This window comes from Rugosibacter aromaticivorans, from assembly GCF_000934545.1.
In the GTDB taxonomy this organism is placed as follows: domain Bacteria; phylum Pseudomonadota; class Gammaproteobacteria; order Burkholderiales; family Rhodocyclaceae; genus Rugosibacter; species Rugosibacter aromaticivorans.
Genome location: NZ_CP010554.1, coordinates 946,224 through 962,957, shown reverse-complemented (window position 1 = coordinate 962,957; position 16,734 = coordinate 946,224). Strand labels below are relative to the sequence as shown.

Here is a 16,734-nt window from a genome sequence, read left to right as displayed (position 1 = left end):
CCTCCGGGATGTGTCCCCGGAAGGGTTAAATAGATGGCTCTCTGCGATGAAGCGCCGACTCTCGTCGGGTTCAACCAGACTTCTTGCTACAGTGCTGCGTTGGGCCTCTGTGAAATCCGAGACCGTCGGCGTCCTGATGATGAAAAATCAATTCACGCCGCGTGGCGCAATTGCTTTCTGGGCAAGCCGTGGCGATACGCCTTTCGGAATTTCGACACGACGCCAGCCAATGGCTTCGATTCCAAGACCAAGCGGCTTGTCCACGCACAACTGCGACGCGTAACGGTTTTTGCGCCGACCGCGTTGATTTCTTCCTCGATGAAAGAAATCAGCAGCTCGTCCAATGCGTCCAGCTGCATTGACGACGCAGTAATGCAGCGCTCGGGCGTCAGGCCGTAACCGGATACAAACTCGGCGCGACTAAGGTTGGCGAGATCGCAATCCTCATCGACCTGTTGAACCGGATAGGTCACAACGGCCAGCTTGGAGATTTCAACCTCCTTGACGGCCACGCGAACCAAACCGCATTCCAGCAATGGGTGCATCCATTCAGTTCGTTCCCGCAGGTTCATCGACGCGCGATCCCCATACCGAAACGATTCGAACGAAAGGCCGTGTTGCTGGAACATTCTTGCCGTTGCTTCCAGCGCACTGATCACCATCTCCAGTTCTGAATCGTAGGACTCCTGGAGATATGCTTCGTAGCTGACATCGGCATCGACTTCCCCGGACTGGACGAGATTGGAAAACTCCTTTTCATCCAGCCAAGAATCAAGATCGACGTAAAACAGGCGGTGCTCCATACTCGGAAGCCAGTTACCTACTCCCATGGTGTTTCTCCTTGAAATGGCAGAGACACCTTTGCCCTTGCGGGAGATGTCCCCGCTAGGGTTATGGCCAGTTGGCCGAGAAGTGTTACAACTGTTCCGCCTTGGCCTGGGCGCACAGGTACAGCAGGCAACTTGAATTACGCGGTCCCCACCAGCGTCGCCACCGGGTGATAACCTTTGCCTTCTGATCTGAGGGAAGTCCGTAAAAACTTGCCCGCGCAACACGCCACCATTTCGCGACGAACTTCCGGCGCTCCATTTCGACGGTATCAGCCAGCGAGGATCGCTTGGCCATGACCTCGTCCACCGACGGTTGCAGGGCTGCGATCTGGTCGGCAAACAGGGGCAATGATTCCCGCTCGGAACGTTGCTTTCGCAGCACTGCCGAACGCTTTCTGGGCGTATCTCTAAATCCTTCGTATCGGGGATAGCGATCGAACATCATCACGCATCCCCCATCGAGAGTTCCTGGTTGCCCTTCATCAGTCCAAGATGGACCAGGTAACGCTTCAGGCCATCCAGATCATGCTTGTGCCGCATCCATCCATCCTCGAAAATCTCGAATCCCTTGATCTCGAAAATGGAACGGTCGCGGACATTGCGAACATCGGCATAGAACTCGCCGCGTTCGTCCAGGTTAATGAAGTACCGATAGACGGCACTCCTGAAAAGTTGAGTCATGACGCCTCCATACAAAATACGGAAGACGCCAAATCTCCACGCTGGAGGCTGACGCCCCCGCGGGGTTATAAAAATTGCTGTTTGTTTCGAGCGGCCAGCTACCGCCTTTCTAGCGCTCCCCTAAGGGCAGCACCGGAATTCGCTTTCCGCAATGGGCTCGCATCACATAGCAAGGAACCCATTCTGGAAAACCCGGCGTTGCCGCCGGGGAAATGCCCTGCTTTCATCCACGCTTGCTGCCGCGCTTACCACCGCGCTTGCGTTTCGGAAAGCCAAACCGGGCCCATGCCTCAGGATCGACGGGAAGCGGTGTCGTCCGAGCATTTTTGAGATTCACGAATACTCCGTGATAGGAAACCTGCCCATAGCGAAACAACTCCCACAGCAGATTTAAGGCGTACAGCGATACGCCGCGATTCACGAACAGCGACTGTTTTTCCAGCGCATCGGCAAGCGAGCATGAGGGCGTATCGTCGTCGGCTTCCTGCGTTTCGTCCGCAATCTCCGGGAGAAGATCCACGGCATGAGGAAGCCGATCCACGTTGGGCTTGGCCCAGCGTGCCGGTACTTGACCGAGAACGACCTGACCATCATGCAAACGGTTGCCCAGGTCGAGCCAATACCCGCCTCCGCCACGCGCCACCGAATCCAGAATCGCTTTTCTGGCCTGGCGATTGTCCACGCAGCCGATCGCAAGATCAGTGCGCAAACTCTCGCTGGCCGTCAAGCGCCGGGTTTCCGCCCGCCACCCCGTGCCCATCGCCATGTTGATGCGATTGACGAGCACCGTGGCTTTCGGCAACCCGACATCGGACGGATAAAACATCTGCCGCCCGACATTGGCTTCCGACACCTGGTCGCTATCGATCACGGTCACGTCCAGTCCGCCGGGATGCCCCAAAGCGATCATGGCCGTATGCAGTTGGGCCAGTCCCATCAGCATCTGAGATCCAGTTCCGCCGGCGCCGATGACCGATACACGAACCTCCCGTGTAAGAAGTTCAGCAGAAAGATGATGGATAGCCATCGCGTCCTCCTATCTGTCCATTCATGCCGGTCGAATCAAACGCCAAGGGCAAAAAGAGCCCGTTGGCGCAGAGACGAAATGCCGTCGAACACTGACTGCGATCACAATTACCAACGACTCCTGCTATCTTGAATTCGCCCCGGTCGTCACGATCGTCCTCGGTCGAGAAGAACGCCGATAGCTGTCCATGAGAGTGCAGATCCACCACCAAATGCTCGTCTTCATTGAGCACCGGTCGCGTGTAGCGCACGTGGCTGCATCCTGAGGACACTTCCCACGGGAATACCAGCCGCATCTCGCCTGTGGTCGCATTCCACACGATCCAGCCGACGCATTCCTGCGGACACCGATCGACGGCATACCGAAAGAAGTCGACGACCAGATTCCGTGGAATCTTGCCGAAGGTCAGCGATAGCTCCCGCCCAATACAGCCATAGGGCATGGGAACGCTCTTCTGATGAGCCAGTGGAACCCGCAGATACAGCCAGGGGCGCCGCGCTTCCAGCCACAGGCCGTCGCCGGTCACAAGAAAGCGGTGGCCATTGTCGGTCAGGGGTGTGAATCCACCATAGCGAGGCACCGTAACGACCGGCGCCGACTGTTGCAAGGCGATATCTCTCGCATCCATTTATGCCTCCGCTTCCAGTACGGCCGCCTCGAAGGCCTCCCGTAACGTCCATCCCGTAGAAACGAGTGAGCGTGTTGGAAAACGCGTTAATCGACCGTCCAGCAGATCCCGCCACAAGGCAAACGGACCAGCCCGATAACGGGTTAGCCCCTTGGGCGTATGGATGTTCGGATGCGTGAAGTACGAGCGGAAGAAGGCTTCCTCCCAGGCTTCGCTTTGATGTACCTGATTCCCTTTCGGCAACCGGGCACTACCTACGCAGATATTCCCCGTGCTCCAGACGTTGAAGAATGGTGCGACGAACAGCGGTGTATCGGCATCGGGACGTTGCCGTCCCTTGTACGCAAACACCTTCCATGCCTTGGTGGTGACCACAAAGACCAGCCCCGGACAAGGAACACGGCCGGTGCGAGCCCCTAGCTCCTTGCAGTCGAACCAGACCTGCCGCGCTTGGGGTTTGCTGAACCAGACGAAGAATCCCGATCCTTCCGCGAGTACATGCGCTGGCTTGAGTGCCGGGCGCAGCATCGTCTCGGGATCGAGAATCCGCATCAGGGAAAGCAGTCCGGATTTACTGGCCGGAACACCTGCCTGAATGATCGGTCGATCTTCGCTATCGGTCTCGACGTCATGCACCGAGACAAATACCGGCTTTCGGCTGGCGTCCTGATAGACCAGAACGGCGTTGGTCAGCCGGTAAGACTGATTACTTGAAAACGTACTGACATTGATCGCCATGGCGACCTCCTTAGAAAAATGCGGAGGCGTGCCTTGCCCCTGCGGGCGCGACAGCACCCCCGCAGGGTTATTAAACTCACAGTGGTTCGGCGATCTGTGTGATCAACCGATCCAGTGACGACAACATCTTCAAACCCAGCCCGGTCTTTTGCAGCCAGACGTAGAACCCCTCAGGATCGAGCGGTACAGCCTGTGCTCCATAGAGATCGGTGTAGCCATCGCTGGCGCAGTTCGCGTATTCGATAAAGTCGTCGAACACACGATCCACCGGGTCTTCGGCATCCCACTTCAGGTAGGCCCCGAAATAGACGCACTCGACATCGAGCCCTTCCAGCCCCGGCAGTTGTCCTCCATCCGCCACCAGCCGCTCGATGTCGAGCAGCGTCGATGCGAGTGAAGCCACCTCCACGCTGGCATGGGTCAGTCCCGACAAGGCGACCTCATCCAGAACTGGCCTCGGGTCGATGACCCATGCGGGGAAATGCCCGTCATACCAGTCTGGAGAAATCGATTCCGCCATATCCTCGGCGGTCATACCCAGTGCCGTCATTTCCTCCAGCCAATCCGCCTGATCGCTACTGCCTTGCCAGTGGATGTACTCGCATAAATGGCGAGCTGACTCGGGAGTCAGAACATAGAGGGTTCGACCGGAAGCGCGATGCAGCCAGTACAGGGCCGTCTCGCCCAAGCCAGGGCATGCCGCCTCGATCCGGGTCAGGCGACCCTTCATGGATAACCACTCGACCTGCTCGGACTGAATTGCCCAATACCACTGGTCATCCGCTTCCGATGCATCCGGAAAGAGTGCCCCGTAGCTGAGTGCCGCCGAGCTGGTCGCCACCAATACTTCGAAAGCAAAGTGCTGTAGTTGTCCCACTTGGCGATTGATCCAGCCATGTAAGGCCTGTTGCACCAGCAATGGCGGCAGTCCGGATGCCTCTTCCTGTAGTTCCCCGGTTTCCAGCCAGCGCAAGGCCAGCGAAGACCATCGACGAACATCCAGGCAGGGATCGAGACTGACCGTGAGACCGGCGCCAAACCTCGGTAGACTCAAAGGATCAGGGGTTGTACGGAAGCGAGCACCTGACAGCGTTCGCCGTGTGCGATGGGCCCTTGGGACCGCTGCACCAAGCGTTGCAAGGCTTGTACGCATCGTTTCATCTCCTCGTGATCGAAGGCATGAATCCCGGTCGGGATCCCCGCTTCAAAGTGCGAGAAGTCGCCATCGGCAGCGGCTTGCAGCCGTTCCTTGAGCGACACCATGGCCTAACCCCGCCGAATCACTGGCGGAAGCCAGCGATCGAACCACCCAATGAATCGCCGCAAGGCGATGTTCAGATGATCGACCGTCGAGATACCCACCGACCGTGGTTCAACATAGGTCAGCCCGTCATCCCGCCGACGCACCACCATCCCGGAGGATCGTGACGAATCGGCACGCACCGCACCCTTGGTTCCGACTGCTCGCCGGAAGGTATAGATGAGGCGTTCCCCCTTCTGCTCCGGCCCCTCGATGGAGGCCGTCGTGATCTCGGGGTAGGTGGCTGAATAGACATCCCGAACCTGCTCCGGAGACAACTCACTTCCCGGGTCGGGCAAGGTGATGCCGTTGTAGGCAAACGAACGAAGCAGCTTTTGAACGGTAATGGTCATGACCGCCTCCTCATGCGAAAAGGTTGTCTTCGACCTGTCCGCCCACTACTTCGGGTGTCTCGGTCTCGTCATCATCGTCGTCGGCCGCCGGCGTCATCTTGGCAGGAGCGCTTTTCCTGATCGCGCCTTCCGCCTTCTTGCTGGCATCTTTCTTCGCCGCTTCAAGAATGTTTCGGGTCGCTTCCAGTTGCTCCGCCAAGGATTGGTACTCTTCGGCATAGCTTTGGAGCAAACCGACAAACTGCGCATCCAACTCCTCTGCCGTCCCAGTCAGTACCAATGGGATTGCCAGCGCTTCGGCATCCTTGGCATCCTTGGGCGTTGGCCTCACCGTGACGGTGATAGCCCCTTCCCGACCGGACGACAACGTGACCGCCAGCGCCGCGCAGCCATTCAACAACGATTTAAGTTCCTGAAAAAACATGGTGGTACCTCCAATAGAAAATGCAGGCACACCACGACCCTTGCGGGGATCGTGGTCCCCGCGTTGGGTTGAATGAAACAGGTTTATTCGACGTTGAAGCGCATGGAGCGCGGCACCTTGCCCTCGTAGGGGAAGGACGCCACGTTCAGCAGCGACTTGACGATCTCGTCCTTCTTGCCGCTCATGGCCTTGGCAAATGCTCCGCCCATGGTGGCTTTCAGTCCGATTTCGTCGCACATCGCCTCAATCTCGCTCTTGGTGAGCAGCTTCAGGAAGTCCTCGCAGAGCTTCCAGTGCCGCGCCAGATCGATATCGAGGTATTTGAGGAGTTGAACCAGGGTTTTCTCCTCTATGCCATCGGCCGCCGATGCCGCCAGCCCCAGGAACATCTTTTCCCGGACCGCGTCATCCGACTTCGCGATAACCTTTGCCGCCTCGTCGGTCTTGAACGTGAAGCTCGCATAGTCCTGCTTCACGAGCGCGCTCAAGGCCTTGGTCAGCTTGGTATCGCTGATATGCCGGGCATTGCCTGACAGCGAAAGCGCAATGAGCACCGTGAGATTGCTCTCGCGGTTCGTCATCAACTCCCGCCGCAGCGCTTTGCGCCACACCTCTAGCCGATAGTCCTTGACCCTTTGCGAATCCTGGACCTTGGCCTCAGCTTTGGCATCCGACTTGACTGCCGACTTTGATGTCGAAACCGTCTTGCCGGATCCATCCTTACTCGAACTTGCCGCAGGGGCGTTCTTCTCCTTTTCTGCCTTGATGCGCGCAGCCACCTTTTTGGCATTGCATGTCGCATCGAAACACAGATCGGGATAAACATTCCCCAGCTTGCCCGGCACTGCAGAAATCGCGGCGCCGAAGTTCTTGCAGGCTCGACAGGCTTTCGCCTGATCTTCACCGACTCCAGTGTCGCCTTCTGCCACGAGCCGCAGAAGCGTAAAGTTCTCTCCCGGACGAACAATCCGAGTGGTCGGATATTCGTCGCTTAGAGATGCCTTTTTGGCGTCAAGTGAAGCTTCGGTCTTCGCATCGAAACATGACCCGTGGGTGCAGTGTCCAGATGCAATCGCTTCACCGAAGAGCGCCTGCTGATTGCCAGAATTATGCTGGCATCCAGCGCACTCACCCCTGTCGAAAATGGCGCTTCCCAACGACCGCGAGATTTGCTCAAGCTGCCCGCGAAACTGGACAACCGTTGACAGCGTGGCCTGGGAGAGAAGCCTCTCCAGAACCGCATCCTGCTTGTCTCGCGTCACTGCGGCCAGGAGTTCGGCATGGCCCAACTGAATTCGCCGCTCGGACAAGGCCCTGCGGACCTTTTCGGAACAGTTCATCAGCGCAAGTCGTTTGTCGAGTGTCGTCCGTGACCAACCTAGACGACGTGCTGTTTCGTCCCGATCACCCTGGCAACGACCGAGAATCTTGGCCGCAGCTTCAGCTTCTTCGGTCGGGCTCATGTTGGCCCGCTGGACATTTTCGATCAGCGCGGCCTCATCTGCCTCGCCATCATCCAGATCGCGAACAAGGGCCGGGATCTCATACTCATCCCCGAACACTTTCTTCGCCGCACGCCAACGGCGTTCACCAGCAACGATCTCGTACCGTCCCGTCTCACGCGGACGAACCAGGATCGCCTGAAGTACGCCTTTGGATTTCACTGACTCCTCAAGCTCCGCCATCTCGGATGGATCGAAGTAACCGCGTGGGTTGCGGCCGGGGAAAATACTCCCGACCTTGATTGATGCTTGCAGCTGCATTTGTGCCTCCAATTGAAAAGGCGGGCAGCCGCATCCCCTTGCGGGATATTGACTGTCCCGCCGGTAGGTTAGTGTGTGTGGCGTTGCCGATATCGTTCCAGCACCCGTTCCTGAATTTCCTCGGGATTGATGCCAAATAGACGACAGCACGCCAGATAAGAAAATGCGTTCGACCGATCCTTCGGCGACAGCATCCATTCGAGAATATCTGCCCGCGTTGCAGCGGATACCCTCAAATCAAACAAGTCATGCAGCGACTTTTCCAGCAGATGCCCGTGCAGCCTGATGATGTCATCCTCAGTCCACTCGATATCTCCGCTTATATCCGCTACACCACCTGCGATGACTGGCGCCTGAGGTCGGAGCGTTTGCTCGTCTTCCATGCGCATGGCCGTCTCCGATATTGAGCGCCGGTGCCCTCGGTACAGAATGAGGACATCGGCACGCTTCTCAGACCGATTTTTCGTCGGTCTTAAGAAGCCGGAACGGCTCAACTTCGAGCCGGTAGCCATTGCTTTCAACGACACTCAGGAGCTTGCTTCGCGCCAGAGTCACTGCCCCATCATCGTCCTTGGTCATGGACAACTCGCGGACACCTTCAAGCACATGGACGGCACGAGCACAAATCAGAACCGCACCGAACTCGGTAGGCCCCAGTACGCTCATTTCCCTTCCTCCCCGAAAATGTCATTTGCCGAGGAAGATGCGTTGGTCAACGCTGCCTTGCGGCTACGATAGGCACGGAGCAACTGTTCAAGCTCGCCACCTTCGAAGGAGCCTTCCGCCCGGACATACATTTCGTCCAACTCATCGACAGATGCTGCCTTGCCGAGGCTGGTCAGCATGTCATCAAGCGGCTTCCCGGAACCATCGCGACTACGACCTGAGTCCTTGTCGCCAGGCCCCTGACCGCTCGAACCCTGATCACCCGATTCATCTTCGATGATCGGTGCCCAAGAGCCATCGATAGCCTCGGCTATCCCAATGTTCTGGGTTTCGCCACGCTCATTCAACTCATCCATGGCAAGGGCCATAGCAAGCTCAGGCGATTTCGGCAGCAGATTGCACAGGCGGCGGATCACCGTCTTGAGGCCCATTGGAACAAAATGCGTGTCCCACGGGCTCTCCTTCCGGTATTTCTTGGCCATCTGATAGCCCCGGGAGTTATCCCGTACCTGCTCGATCTGCTCCTTCGACATGGCGTGGAAGGTGCGAGTGCCATCCTTGAAGACAGCAACGGCGTAGAAACCTACGATTGCTCCCCTCTCCTCGTCTCCAGCCGGAAAGCCGTTCTTCTTCAACGGCTCATGCATCAACGAGCGATTCAGGCCGAGCACGATGTCGAACTTGTCGTTCATACGTACCTCGTGACCATAGATGTCCTGCACGATCCCGCTGTTGCGAGCAAGCTTCATGAGGCCCTGGTAGCCAGGAATCAGCTGACACTGGCTGCCAAAGGGTACGAGGTGGGCTTCTCCCATCAGGCCGACTTCAAGTCCGAGCTGACTGGACTGGATGACCGCCGCAAAAACGCTACGCGGATCCGTTTCAGACAGCTTCGGGTTCATACGAAAAGCAGTCAGTGCGATCCGTACCATGCGGTCCGGGCTCAGGTGCTTGGGCAGCGCACGGGCAATTTCACCCTTGAACTGTTCCAGCATGGCCGGAAATGGCACCACGTTGGTCGCATTTCCCTGACGGGACTTTTGGATGTTGCGCAAGGTTTGAGACATGGTTTTCTCCAAAGAAAAATGGCGGAGACACCATGCCTCCCGGAGCGGGGACTGGTATCCCCGCCGGGGTTAATGAACTACACAGAACCGCCGATCAGGCGGCGTCCAACTCGAAAGCTTCGGCGTTGGCTGCCCAGCGCGGCAACGAGATCAATTCGATCTCGCCGCCCGGCTGATAGGCCGGCCAGCTTCCAGACTCCTGGCACCACTTCAGCAATTGAAGTGCAGCCCGGTACTTCTTGCGACCGACCTCGATGACTTCCTGATCGGCGCGATAGACCGCTACAGCATGCGGCGCTTCTTTTTCAACAGCAATAAACAGAAACGGGAGCTCCATTCCGGTCACGGCCCTGATCCCGTCGACGTAGAACGCCGCCTGGATGTCATAGCCGAAGTTCGCAATTGAACGTGAGAAACCGCCATTGCTGGCATCGACACAGGTCTTGAGATCAACGATAGCTTCACCGTTGAACCAGTCTGGTCGACATTTGCAACTGAGTCCGGTGTTCGCATCTGTCCAGAATGCAGACAATTCAGCATCCCCCTGCCTGAGCAGTTTTGCTGCGCCCAGGTGGGAATGCACGGCGGAACGAACTCGGTTGAGCGCATCCATCTCCTCTGAGGTAATCAGCGCCTTACCCTGGTTAGCCTCTTCGAAGCGTGCCGCCGCCTCCTTGCCTTCCTTGGTGCGACGGTCAAACTTTTCTGCCACCACAAATTCGTCAGCAAAGCGCTCTTGTTCGAGCACAAACGTATGAACTGCGGTCCCAAACGCCATCGCCGGTGTCGGCGTATGCGGATGATCCAGATACTCGCGAAGATGAGCCGGACTCTTCAGCATCTTGACGATGCCGGAGTGACCAATGGCTCTGTCCGCGTGATACTGCGTGGCCGGCATGAGTAGCAGACCAGGATGATTCAGTTTCATAGTGCCTCCAGTGTGAAATGCCGGAAGCACCTCCCCATACCGGGGCGATATCCCCGGCTGGGTTGGTAGATGCTGTTTGTTTCGAGCGGCCAGCTACCGCTAGTTAATCGGGCGGATAACCGCTCGATCAAATTCTGCTTTCCGCAATGCGCTCATCGAACGCACTCGGGAAAGCCCCGGAATACCGGGGCGTGGTTCATTCAACCTTTCGGGTTTGCTTTGACAGCGCCAGAGCTTTGCGGAGCATGTCACGGGTTTCCGGGTCGGTACGCCCTGCCTTGAGCCGTTGATAGAGATCACAGGCAAAAGCCATTGGTAGCGGGTCGAAGAGTCGAACGATAAATGGATTGGATTTCACGATTTTCTCCTGAGGTTGGTTGAACAGCCACAGCGAAAATCACTCCTGGCCTGGAGCGATCCCCGCAGGACAAAGAGCTCTAGGTAGAAAGCGCTTTGTCCTGCGGGGTATCCCCCACAGGCAGTACTGCACTTCAGATCCCAAGTGCGCGAACGATTGGGCGGCTGATGATCCAGCCTGTGATGCAGCAAGCAAGAAGAACGAGTTCCATGAGAGATGCCTCCAAAAAAAAGCGGGGGCATCTCTCCCCTAATGCGGAGGCGATGCCCCCGCATGGGGATGAAAGTTCAGGCGATTACTTCAAAGGAAGCATCACCATTTTTTCCGGAATCAGCTTCGATTCCATTCCGACGCATGTACGCAGGAATGTCGTACTGCCGCCAGTCAGTTGTTTTCTCCTCGACCAGATCGGGTGTTGCCGACCGTTCTGGGATTCGGTTGAAAAAGACCTTCATGCCTTCTGCAACTGATCGGAGAAATGACAGAATTAAATGAAGCCCCGCCAGCATGGCCAGGACGAGAATTACGCGTTCCATGAACAGACCTCCTGATGTGAATGGGGGCTGACTCCCGACCGGGGAGGGTGACCTCCCGGTTGGGAAAAGATGAAACGAATTTCTCAGAACGGCTCCATATCCGGCACATCATCGAAGGCCGGGCCGATCGCCTGGGCAGGCTTGGTGCCACCGTTTGCACTGCGCTTGGCTTGACCAGACGGCTGCGCGTCCTTCTCAGACGGGCGAGACCCCAGCATCTGCATCTCGCTGGCGATGATCTCGACCACGTAGCGATCCTGACCCTCCTTATCCTGCCATTTGCGGGTCTGGATGCGACCTTCGACGTAGATGGGCGAGCCTTTCTTGAGGTACTCGCCAACGACCTCGGCCATGCGATTGAAGAAAACGATCCGGTGCCATTCGGTAGTTTCCTTGCGCTCACCGGACGACTTGTCCTTGTACGTCTCCGTCGTCGCGATTCTGATCGTAGCGATCGCTTCGCGATTTTGGGTATAGCGAACCTCGGGATCGGCCCCTAGATGGCCGATGAGGGTGACTCTGTTTAATGATGCCATGTTGCCTCCTGACAATAATGGCAGGTAGGCCGCCGTATCCTGACGGGGCTGCCCCGCCGGGGTTTAGAAAAATGCTGTTTGTGAAGAAGGCCAGCTACCTTCACTTCGACCGCTATAAGCGGAACGAAAGATGGCTGAATTCTGTGCTGAGCCTTTCGTTGCGTGATGTCGAAATGCGTTCTTTTCGGTCACATTTCGAACTTCGGCATTGATGTCCAATGGATACGCTCCCCTTGATCGACACAACAGGAGACCTCAAATGGCGCAGAAGCAGCGGAACGTATCCACGCAAATACCATCAGTCAGACAGGACAACAGCCGACCATTCCTCACGCAGAAGGCTTTGCTCAATTCGCTTCACGCCCAGCAGATATTCGACCGCGGCTATGAGATGTGCGCCAACGCACTATTTTCATTGAGCGTGGTGTTGCGATTCATAGGAACAGAAGAACAAGCACAGGAAGTCGATGCGATGGTCGACGCACTGATCAACCAGGCCTTGGAAGACATTCACAAGGAATCGCTCCGACTCAAGGAGATCGCCGAGAGCAACGGCATAGAAACCACGATCGGCTACACCAGCGCCAAAGCGGTCGATGTTCAAATTACCTCGCCGCGCTCGATCAAGTTTCTGGCAATCATTCGAGAATTCGACGGCATGATGGCCAACATGGACGCCCTCTGGCTCTCATGCGTCATCACGGACACACAATACGCACGCGGGGTCTATGAATGGAAGCGACGAATTCTTCGCCTTGCCGGCCAGATCAGACAAATAGCCACCCGTGCGGTTCTGGCTGCGCGCAGGAAAGAAACGGCCGAAATTGCAGCCGAGCCCAGCGAACCTCAACTCGCTGAAGTTGAGAAGCAGGCGACAGCAGTCGCCAAGAAGGAGATCATCGAAGCAGAGTAAGTGGACCTCAACCCATTCCAAGAACGAGCGGTTAGCACCAACGGACACTGCACTGTTCTTGCCTGCCCAGGATCAGGAAAAACTCGTGTTCTCGCAGAGCGGGCTGCCAGACTGCTGAATAGTCATGAACGGGGGCGCCTTTGTGCCGTGACGTTCACTCGTGATGCTGCCAACGAACTGAAATCAAGGATCCTTTCTGCCTGCGGTCAGGCAGCCGCTGTCAGGCTCGCTATTGGCACATTTCATTCCATTGCTCTGTCACAGATTCGCAGGCAGAGCAGCAACACCTTGGGGCGACTGATATCCGACGGAGAACGCCTCTCTCTGATCCGTCGATGCTGGCAGCAGCATGCGAAACGACTTCCATTGGAAAGCGTGATTCAGGCAATCGACACAGCAAAGTCTCGCGTCCAATGGTATCCGACAGGGAAGCCCGAGATCGAAGCCGCAGTCATCGCATATTCCGACATCCTCAAAGCTGAAGGTGCGATGGATTTCGCTGACATTACCCTGCAAGCCGTCCGTGAGATCAATTCAGACGCCATGCCACCCCTGTCGATTCGATGGCTGCTGGTTGACGAAGCTCAGGATATGGACGAAGTGCAGCTTGAATGGGTGAAGGCACACGGCAGTCGCGGAGTCGAAATCACACTCGTGGGCGATGATGACCAGAGCCTCTACACTTTTCGCCATGCGCTTGGCTATCCTGGCCTGAAACGCATATCGGAACACCTGTCGTCGGCGATGTTGCCGCTCCCAGTGAACTACCGGTGCGCTGAAAACATCCTCGACCATGCCGTCAAGCTGATCAACCACAACAAGGAACGTGCACACAAGGAAATCGAGTCCGCACGAAAAGTAACTGGTGAAGTAACCGTGTTGCGGCTTTCAGACCGGTGGAGCGAAGCTGACGAGATCGCGGCACGCATTCAATCCACCCGGCTATCGGAGCAATGGGCGGTTCTCGCCAGAACAAATCGAATACTTGACCACGTGGAGATCGCCTTCACGGACATAGGGCTTCCTTACTATCGCGTAGGCGGCAAAAGCGTGTGGGACAAAACCGTCGGCAGCACATATCTTGGCTTGCTCCGAACGGTATGTGACCGAAGCTGGACGGGCGTGAGCAACGCTCTGTTCTTTGCCGGCATGGATTCAGCCGTGGTCAATAAGTTGTCTGACATCCAAGGTCCGACCTGTCATGATCGGCTCGACCAAATCGTAACCAAGCTCGATCAACTCGGAGGCACAGAGTCTGACATTTCATTGATATCCAATCTCCGGCGTGGGTTACGGGCATGGGAAGATCAGGAACTCAAGGGGCGATCCTCGTTGGTTGCCCATGCGGTGGCAGCGTGGCTAGCAGACCGAATGACAGAGGAACAGGCTTCACTTCTGCATCGCTTGGAAGGCATTCTCTGCAAGCTGAATGGTCGACTTGTGAACCGACTGATGCACACGTCCTCTCGAACCGCCAAGCCCGGTGACGGTACCGCGATCATGACGCTCCATGCTGCCAAGGGGCTGGAATTCGACAACGTATGGATTCTCGGTGCCGAAGAAGGCAACTTGCCTCACACAGACTCATCGCCAGAAGAGGAGCGGCGACTGTTCTACGTGGGTATGACCCGGGCGAAAAGCTGTTTGACCATCAGCAGCGCATCAGACGAAGGCCAGGTATCGAGGTTTCTCAAGGAGTCAGGGTTAATAAATTCAACCAATGACATGTAGCTTTGCATTGGCACTACGGGCGATTGGCTGGCTTTACTGGAAACCATTTCTCGACCTCCCTTAATCTCTTCGTTCCAAAATTCCGGATGCCATAGAGCTCATTTTTTTGGTACGCATCGACAACCTTCTCTACGGTCAGCAGGCCCTGCGCTTGGAGCAACCTCAACGTTTGTGGGGTGAGTTTTACGAATGGGTTATCACTTTTGTGTACCCGTTCCTTTTGATGGAGTCGTGCTATCCGGTCTTTGACATTGTCGCCTGACATTTTGAACATGCGGCCAATGGCAGCGTAGGACAGCCCTGACCTCCGAGCAGCAGCAATCTGCTGGTCGCGCCGGTCACGGGCAGAACGATCTTTCGATATCTGATCAAGTGGATCTGACATGCTCAAAGGCTCCAGCGCCACCGTAGCAGAACACATTGGCGATGAGTTTCAAATTACGTCCTTTTTGGATCGATTTCGGAATTCCGGCTGGGCGTTTGCAAGCTGTAATTGTCGATACTCCTCAATAGCCAGGAATCGATAATGAATGATCCAACAATCCTCAAACGACTTATTCGCCGCGATGAGCTGCTGAAGCTAATTCCGATGTCCGACGCCACGATCTACCAGTTAGAAAAGGCAGGCAAGTTTCCCAAGCGATTTCACCTCACTCCTCGATGCGCCGTATGGGATCTCGAAGAAATCGAAACTTGGATCGCGGAGCGCAGAGCTGCACTGATCAAACCAGCACCGCCGCCGAATGTTCGTCAGCGCAAATTCAGGCCGGTTCGTTGAGGTACGGCGCGGACTCAAGCAGCGAACCGAGGGGCGCAACTCAAGCGGCTGCCCGATTTAGAACCGGGATAACGCTTGTACCCGCAATCCATCCATCAACCATGTCCGCCCACTGCTGAAGCATGTCTTTCCTCTGCTCAGCGTATTCCGCTTTGTTATAGATAGCGCGAACACCCTTCTGCTCGTGAGCAAGACATTTTTCAATCCAATCCGTGTTGAAACCAGCCTCATGCAGAAGCGTCGACGCGGTTCGACGAAGATCGTGAACAGTGAAGTCTTCCAGCAGTAGATCTTTCTCCTTGGCCTGTCCGACCGTAACGGTAATCACACGGTTCAATGTGTTGTTGGACATACCTTTGTCACCTTCATACCGAGATGGCAGCAAAAATTTGGATCCACCTGCACAAGTCTTCAAGGCAATCATGATGTCCATGGCTTGCTGAGACAGATAGACAACATGCGCGCGCCTAGCTTTCATCCGTACCGCAGGTATGGTCCATTTTGCGCCAACAAAATCAACCTCATCCCAAGTTGCATTCAGAAGCTCCCCTTTCCGTACCATGGTCAGCAACACGAGCCGGAGGGCGAGCCTGATGGTAGGCAGGGTCGGAACGCGATCCAGCTCCCGGAAGAAGACCTTGATCTCATCCGGTGACAATGCGCGATCTTTCGGCTTGAAGGTGGCAATCGCAGATGCTTTTACGTCATCGGCCGGATTTGGGACCTTGTGACCACGCTCGATAGCGAAACGGAAAACCTGGCTGACGATTTCCCGAACGTGGACTGCTGTAGCCGGAGCGTTTCGGCTGGTTTTGATTTTCTCGCAATGCGCCCGAAGATCCTCTGAAGTAATTTCCTTCAATAGCCGGCGACCAAAGATAGGCGTGATATCGCGGTCAACGATGCTCTTCCGCATGGCCTTGGTACTTTCGGCCATTCGATTATCGTTAAGCCAGAGATTCGTGAATTCGCCAAACGTCTTGGCCTCTTTCGTCTTTTGAAGAGCCCGCTGCTTTTCCTTTGCAGGCGACTTTCCAGACGCTATTTCCTTCTTGGCCGCGATCAGACGTTCTCTCGCCTCGCTCAGGCTAATGCCATCGGGTCCGTACTGCCCGAGGACGACAGTCTCTCTTCGACCATTCAGCCGATAGTCAAGCCTGAAAGAGACGACCCCGGAGGGGGTAACGGCAACGTAGAGCCCATCCCGATCCACCATTTTGTAGAGCTTCTCGGCGGGCTTGAGGTTCTTTATCTGGGTATCAGTAAGCATGGGGTACCTATCCCGGGTTCTTCCGATACCGTCAGAGGCAAACTTCCATTATTTGCCTTGAAAACCGCATGAATGCTAGGTTTTCATACTTGCGATACCGTCAACCCGACGTTTTCAAAGTGACGGTATTCATCATACGAGTGTCTCGCCAAAATGCCAATACCGCCACGGATACCGTCTCCAGAATCTACCTACCCCTAATAGTCA

The 16,734-nt window shown here is 56.1% G+C and carries 23 protein-coding genes; 3 read left to right on the top strand and 20 right to left on the bottom strand.

The genetic code is table 11. The features are described from left to right. Positions 1-152 precede the first annotated feature (152 nt). From PG1C_RS04930 to ssb, 18 genes are all read right to left on the bottom strand, one after another. The gene (locus PG1C_RS04930; protein ID WP_202636289.1) at positions 153-830 is read right to left on the bottom strand and encodes a hypothetical protein; all 678 of its coding nucleotides are present in this window, start codon (positions 828-830) and stop codon (positions 153-155) included. A gap of 85 nt (positions 831-915) precedes the next feature. Beyond that, entirely contained in the window at positions 916-1,275 is a 360-nt protein-coding gene (locus PG1C_RS04925; RefSeq protein ID WP_202636288.1) for a hypothetical protein, read from the bottom strand. After that, complete coding sequence (locus tag PG1C_RS04920; RefSeq protein WP_202636287.1) at positions 1,275-1,511, bottom strand: hypothetical protein; 237 nt, start codon at positions 1,509-1,511, stop codon at positions 1,275-1,277. Before PG1C_RS04920 ends, PG1C_RS04925 begins: the two co-directional genes overlap by 1 nt. Positions 1,512-1,734: 223 nt before the next feature. After that, positions 1,735-2,538 carry a PRTRC system ThiF family protein gene (locus tag PG1C_RS04915; RefSeq protein WP_202636286.1) on the bottom strand — a complete coding sequence of 268 codons (804 nt, stop codon included), beginning with the start codon at positions 2,536-2,538 and terminating at the stop codon, positions 1,735-1,737. Next, positions 2,513-3,166, bottom strand: coding sequence for a PRTRC system protein A (locus PG1C_RS04910; protein ID WP_202636285.1), 654 nt, complete (start codon positions 3,164-3,166; stop codon positions 2,513-2,515). The genes PG1C_RS04915 and PG1C_RS04910 overlap by 26 nt, the downstream gene beginning before the upstream one ends. Then, complete coding sequence (locus PG1C_RS04905) at positions 3,167-3,904, bottom strand: PRTRC system protein B (protein WP_202636284.1); 738 nt, start codon at positions 3,902-3,904, stop codon at positions 3,167-3,169. A 76-nt stretch (positions 3,905-3,980) separates the two neighbouring features. Continuing rightward, positions 3,981-4,958 carry a PRTRC system protein F gene (locus PG1C_RS04900; RefSeq protein ID WP_202636283.1) on the bottom strand — a complete coding sequence of 326 codons (978 nt, stop codon included), beginning with the start codon at positions 4,956-4,958 and terminating at the stop codon, positions 3,981-3,983. Further along, on the bottom strand, positions 4,955-5,167 hold the full coding sequence (locus tag PG1C_RS04895; RefSeq protein WP_202636282.1) for a hypothetical protein: 213 nt from the start codon (positions 5,165-5,167) through the stop codon (positions 4,955-4,957). Before PG1C_RS04895 ends, PG1C_RS04900 begins: the two co-directional genes overlap by 4 nt. 3 nt (positions 5,168-5,170) lie before the next feature. Beyond that, positions 5,171-5,557 (bottom strand): PRTRC system protein C, encoded by a 387-nt coding sequence (locus PG1C_RS04890; protein ID WP_202636281.1) that lies wholly within the window; start codon positions 5,555-5,557, stop codon positions 5,171-5,173. Positions 5,558-5,567: 10 nt separating this feature from the next. Next, positions 5,568-5,981 (bottom strand): PRTRC system protein E, encoded by a 414-nt coding sequence (locus PG1C_RS04885; RefSeq protein ID WP_202636280.1) that lies wholly within the window; start codon positions 5,979-5,981, stop codon positions 5,568-5,570. Between the two features lie 83 nt (positions 5,982-6,064). Further along, on the bottom strand, positions 6,065-7,744 hold the full coding sequence (locus tag PG1C_RS04880; RefSeq protein ID WP_202636279.1) for a PRTRC system ParB family protein: 1,680 nt from the start codon (positions 7,742-7,744) through the stop codon (positions 6,065-6,067). 68 nt (positions 7,745-7,812) lie between these two features. Continuing rightward, entirely contained in the window at positions 7,813-8,133 is a 321-nt protein-coding gene (locus tag PG1C_RS04875) for a hypothetical protein (protein ID WP_202636278.1), read from the bottom strand. Between the two features lie 61 nt (positions 8,134-8,194). Continuing rightward, entirely contained in the window at positions 8,195-8,410 is a 216-nt protein-coding gene (locus PG1C_RS04870) for a hypothetical protein (RefSeq protein WP_202636277.1), read from the bottom strand. Next, positions 8,407-9,477, bottom strand: a complete 1,071-nt coding sequence (locus tag PG1C_RS04865; protein ID WP_202636276.1) for a recombinase RecT — start codon at positions 9,475-9,477, stop codon at positions 8,407-8,409. Before PG1C_RS04865 ends, PG1C_RS04870 begins: the two co-directional genes overlap by 4 nt. A 94-nt stretch (positions 9,478-9,571) precedes the next feature. Then, positions 9,572-10,405 (bottom strand): PD-(D/E)XK nuclease-like domain-containing protein, encoded by an 834-nt coding sequence (locus tag PG1C_RS04860; RefSeq protein WP_202636275.1) that lies wholly within the window; start codon positions 10,403-10,405, stop codon positions 9,572-9,574. Between the two features lie 196 nt (positions 10,406-10,601). Beyond that, the gene (locus PG1C_RS04855; protein ID WP_202636274.1) at positions 10,602-10,763 is read right to left on the bottom strand and encodes a hypothetical protein; all 162 of its coding nucleotides are present in this window, start codon (positions 10,761-10,763) and stop codon (positions 10,602-10,604) included. 287 nt (positions 10,764-11,050) lie between these two features. Beyond that, positions 11,051-11,299, bottom strand: coding sequence for a hypothetical protein (locus PG1C_RS04850; protein ID WP_202636273.1), 249 nt, complete (start codon positions 11,297-11,299; stop codon positions 11,051-11,053). 83 nt (positions 11,300-11,382) lie between these two features. Continuing rightward, a complete protein-coding gene (gene ssb / locus PG1C_RS04845; RefSeq protein WP_202636272.1) occupies positions 11,383-11,835 on the bottom strand; it encodes a single-stranded DNA-binding protein in 453 nt (150 codons plus the stop codon). Positions 11,836-12,094: 259 nt separating this feature from the next. Between ssb and PG1C_RS04840 the strand changes: the two genes are divergently transcribed. Both PG1C_RS04840 and PG1C_RS04835 read left to right on the top strand, forming a co-directional pair. Continuing rightward, entirely contained in the window at positions 12,095-12,748 is a 654-nt protein-coding gene (locus PG1C_RS04840; protein WP_202636271.1) for a hypothetical protein, read from the top strand. Further along, positions 12,749-14,479 (top strand): ATP-dependent helicase, encoded by a 1,731-nt coding sequence (locus PG1C_RS04835; protein ID WP_202636270.1) that lies wholly within the window; start codon positions 12,749-12,751, stop codon positions 14,477-14,479. A 13-nt stretch (positions 14,480-14,492) separates the two neighbouring features. Here the strand turns inward: PG1C_RS04835 and PG1C_RS04830 are convergent, their stop codons facing one another. Further along, positions 14,493-14,864, bottom strand: a complete 372-nt coding sequence (locus PG1C_RS04830) for a hypothetical protein (RefSeq protein ID WP_202636269.1) — start codon at positions 14,862-14,864, stop codon at positions 14,493-14,495. Positions 14,865-15,005: 141 nt separating this feature from the next. Here PG1C_RS04830 and PG1C_RS04825 point away from each other — a divergent pair, with 141 nt between their 5' ends. Then, entirely contained in the window at positions 15,006-15,257 is a 252-nt protein-coding gene (locus tag PG1C_RS04825; protein WP_202636268.1) for a helix-turn-helix transcriptional regulator, read from the top strand. 40 nt (positions 15,258-15,297) lie between these two features. On the opposite strand, the gene PG1C_RS04820 is transcribed toward PG1C_RS04825, so the two are convergent. Next, positions 15,298-16,527, bottom strand: a complete 1,230-nt coding sequence (locus tag PG1C_RS04820; RefSeq protein WP_202636267.1) for a tyrosine-type recombinase/integrase — start codon at positions 16,525-16,527, stop codon at positions 15,298-15,300. Positions 16,528-16,734 lie beyond the last annotated feature (207 nt).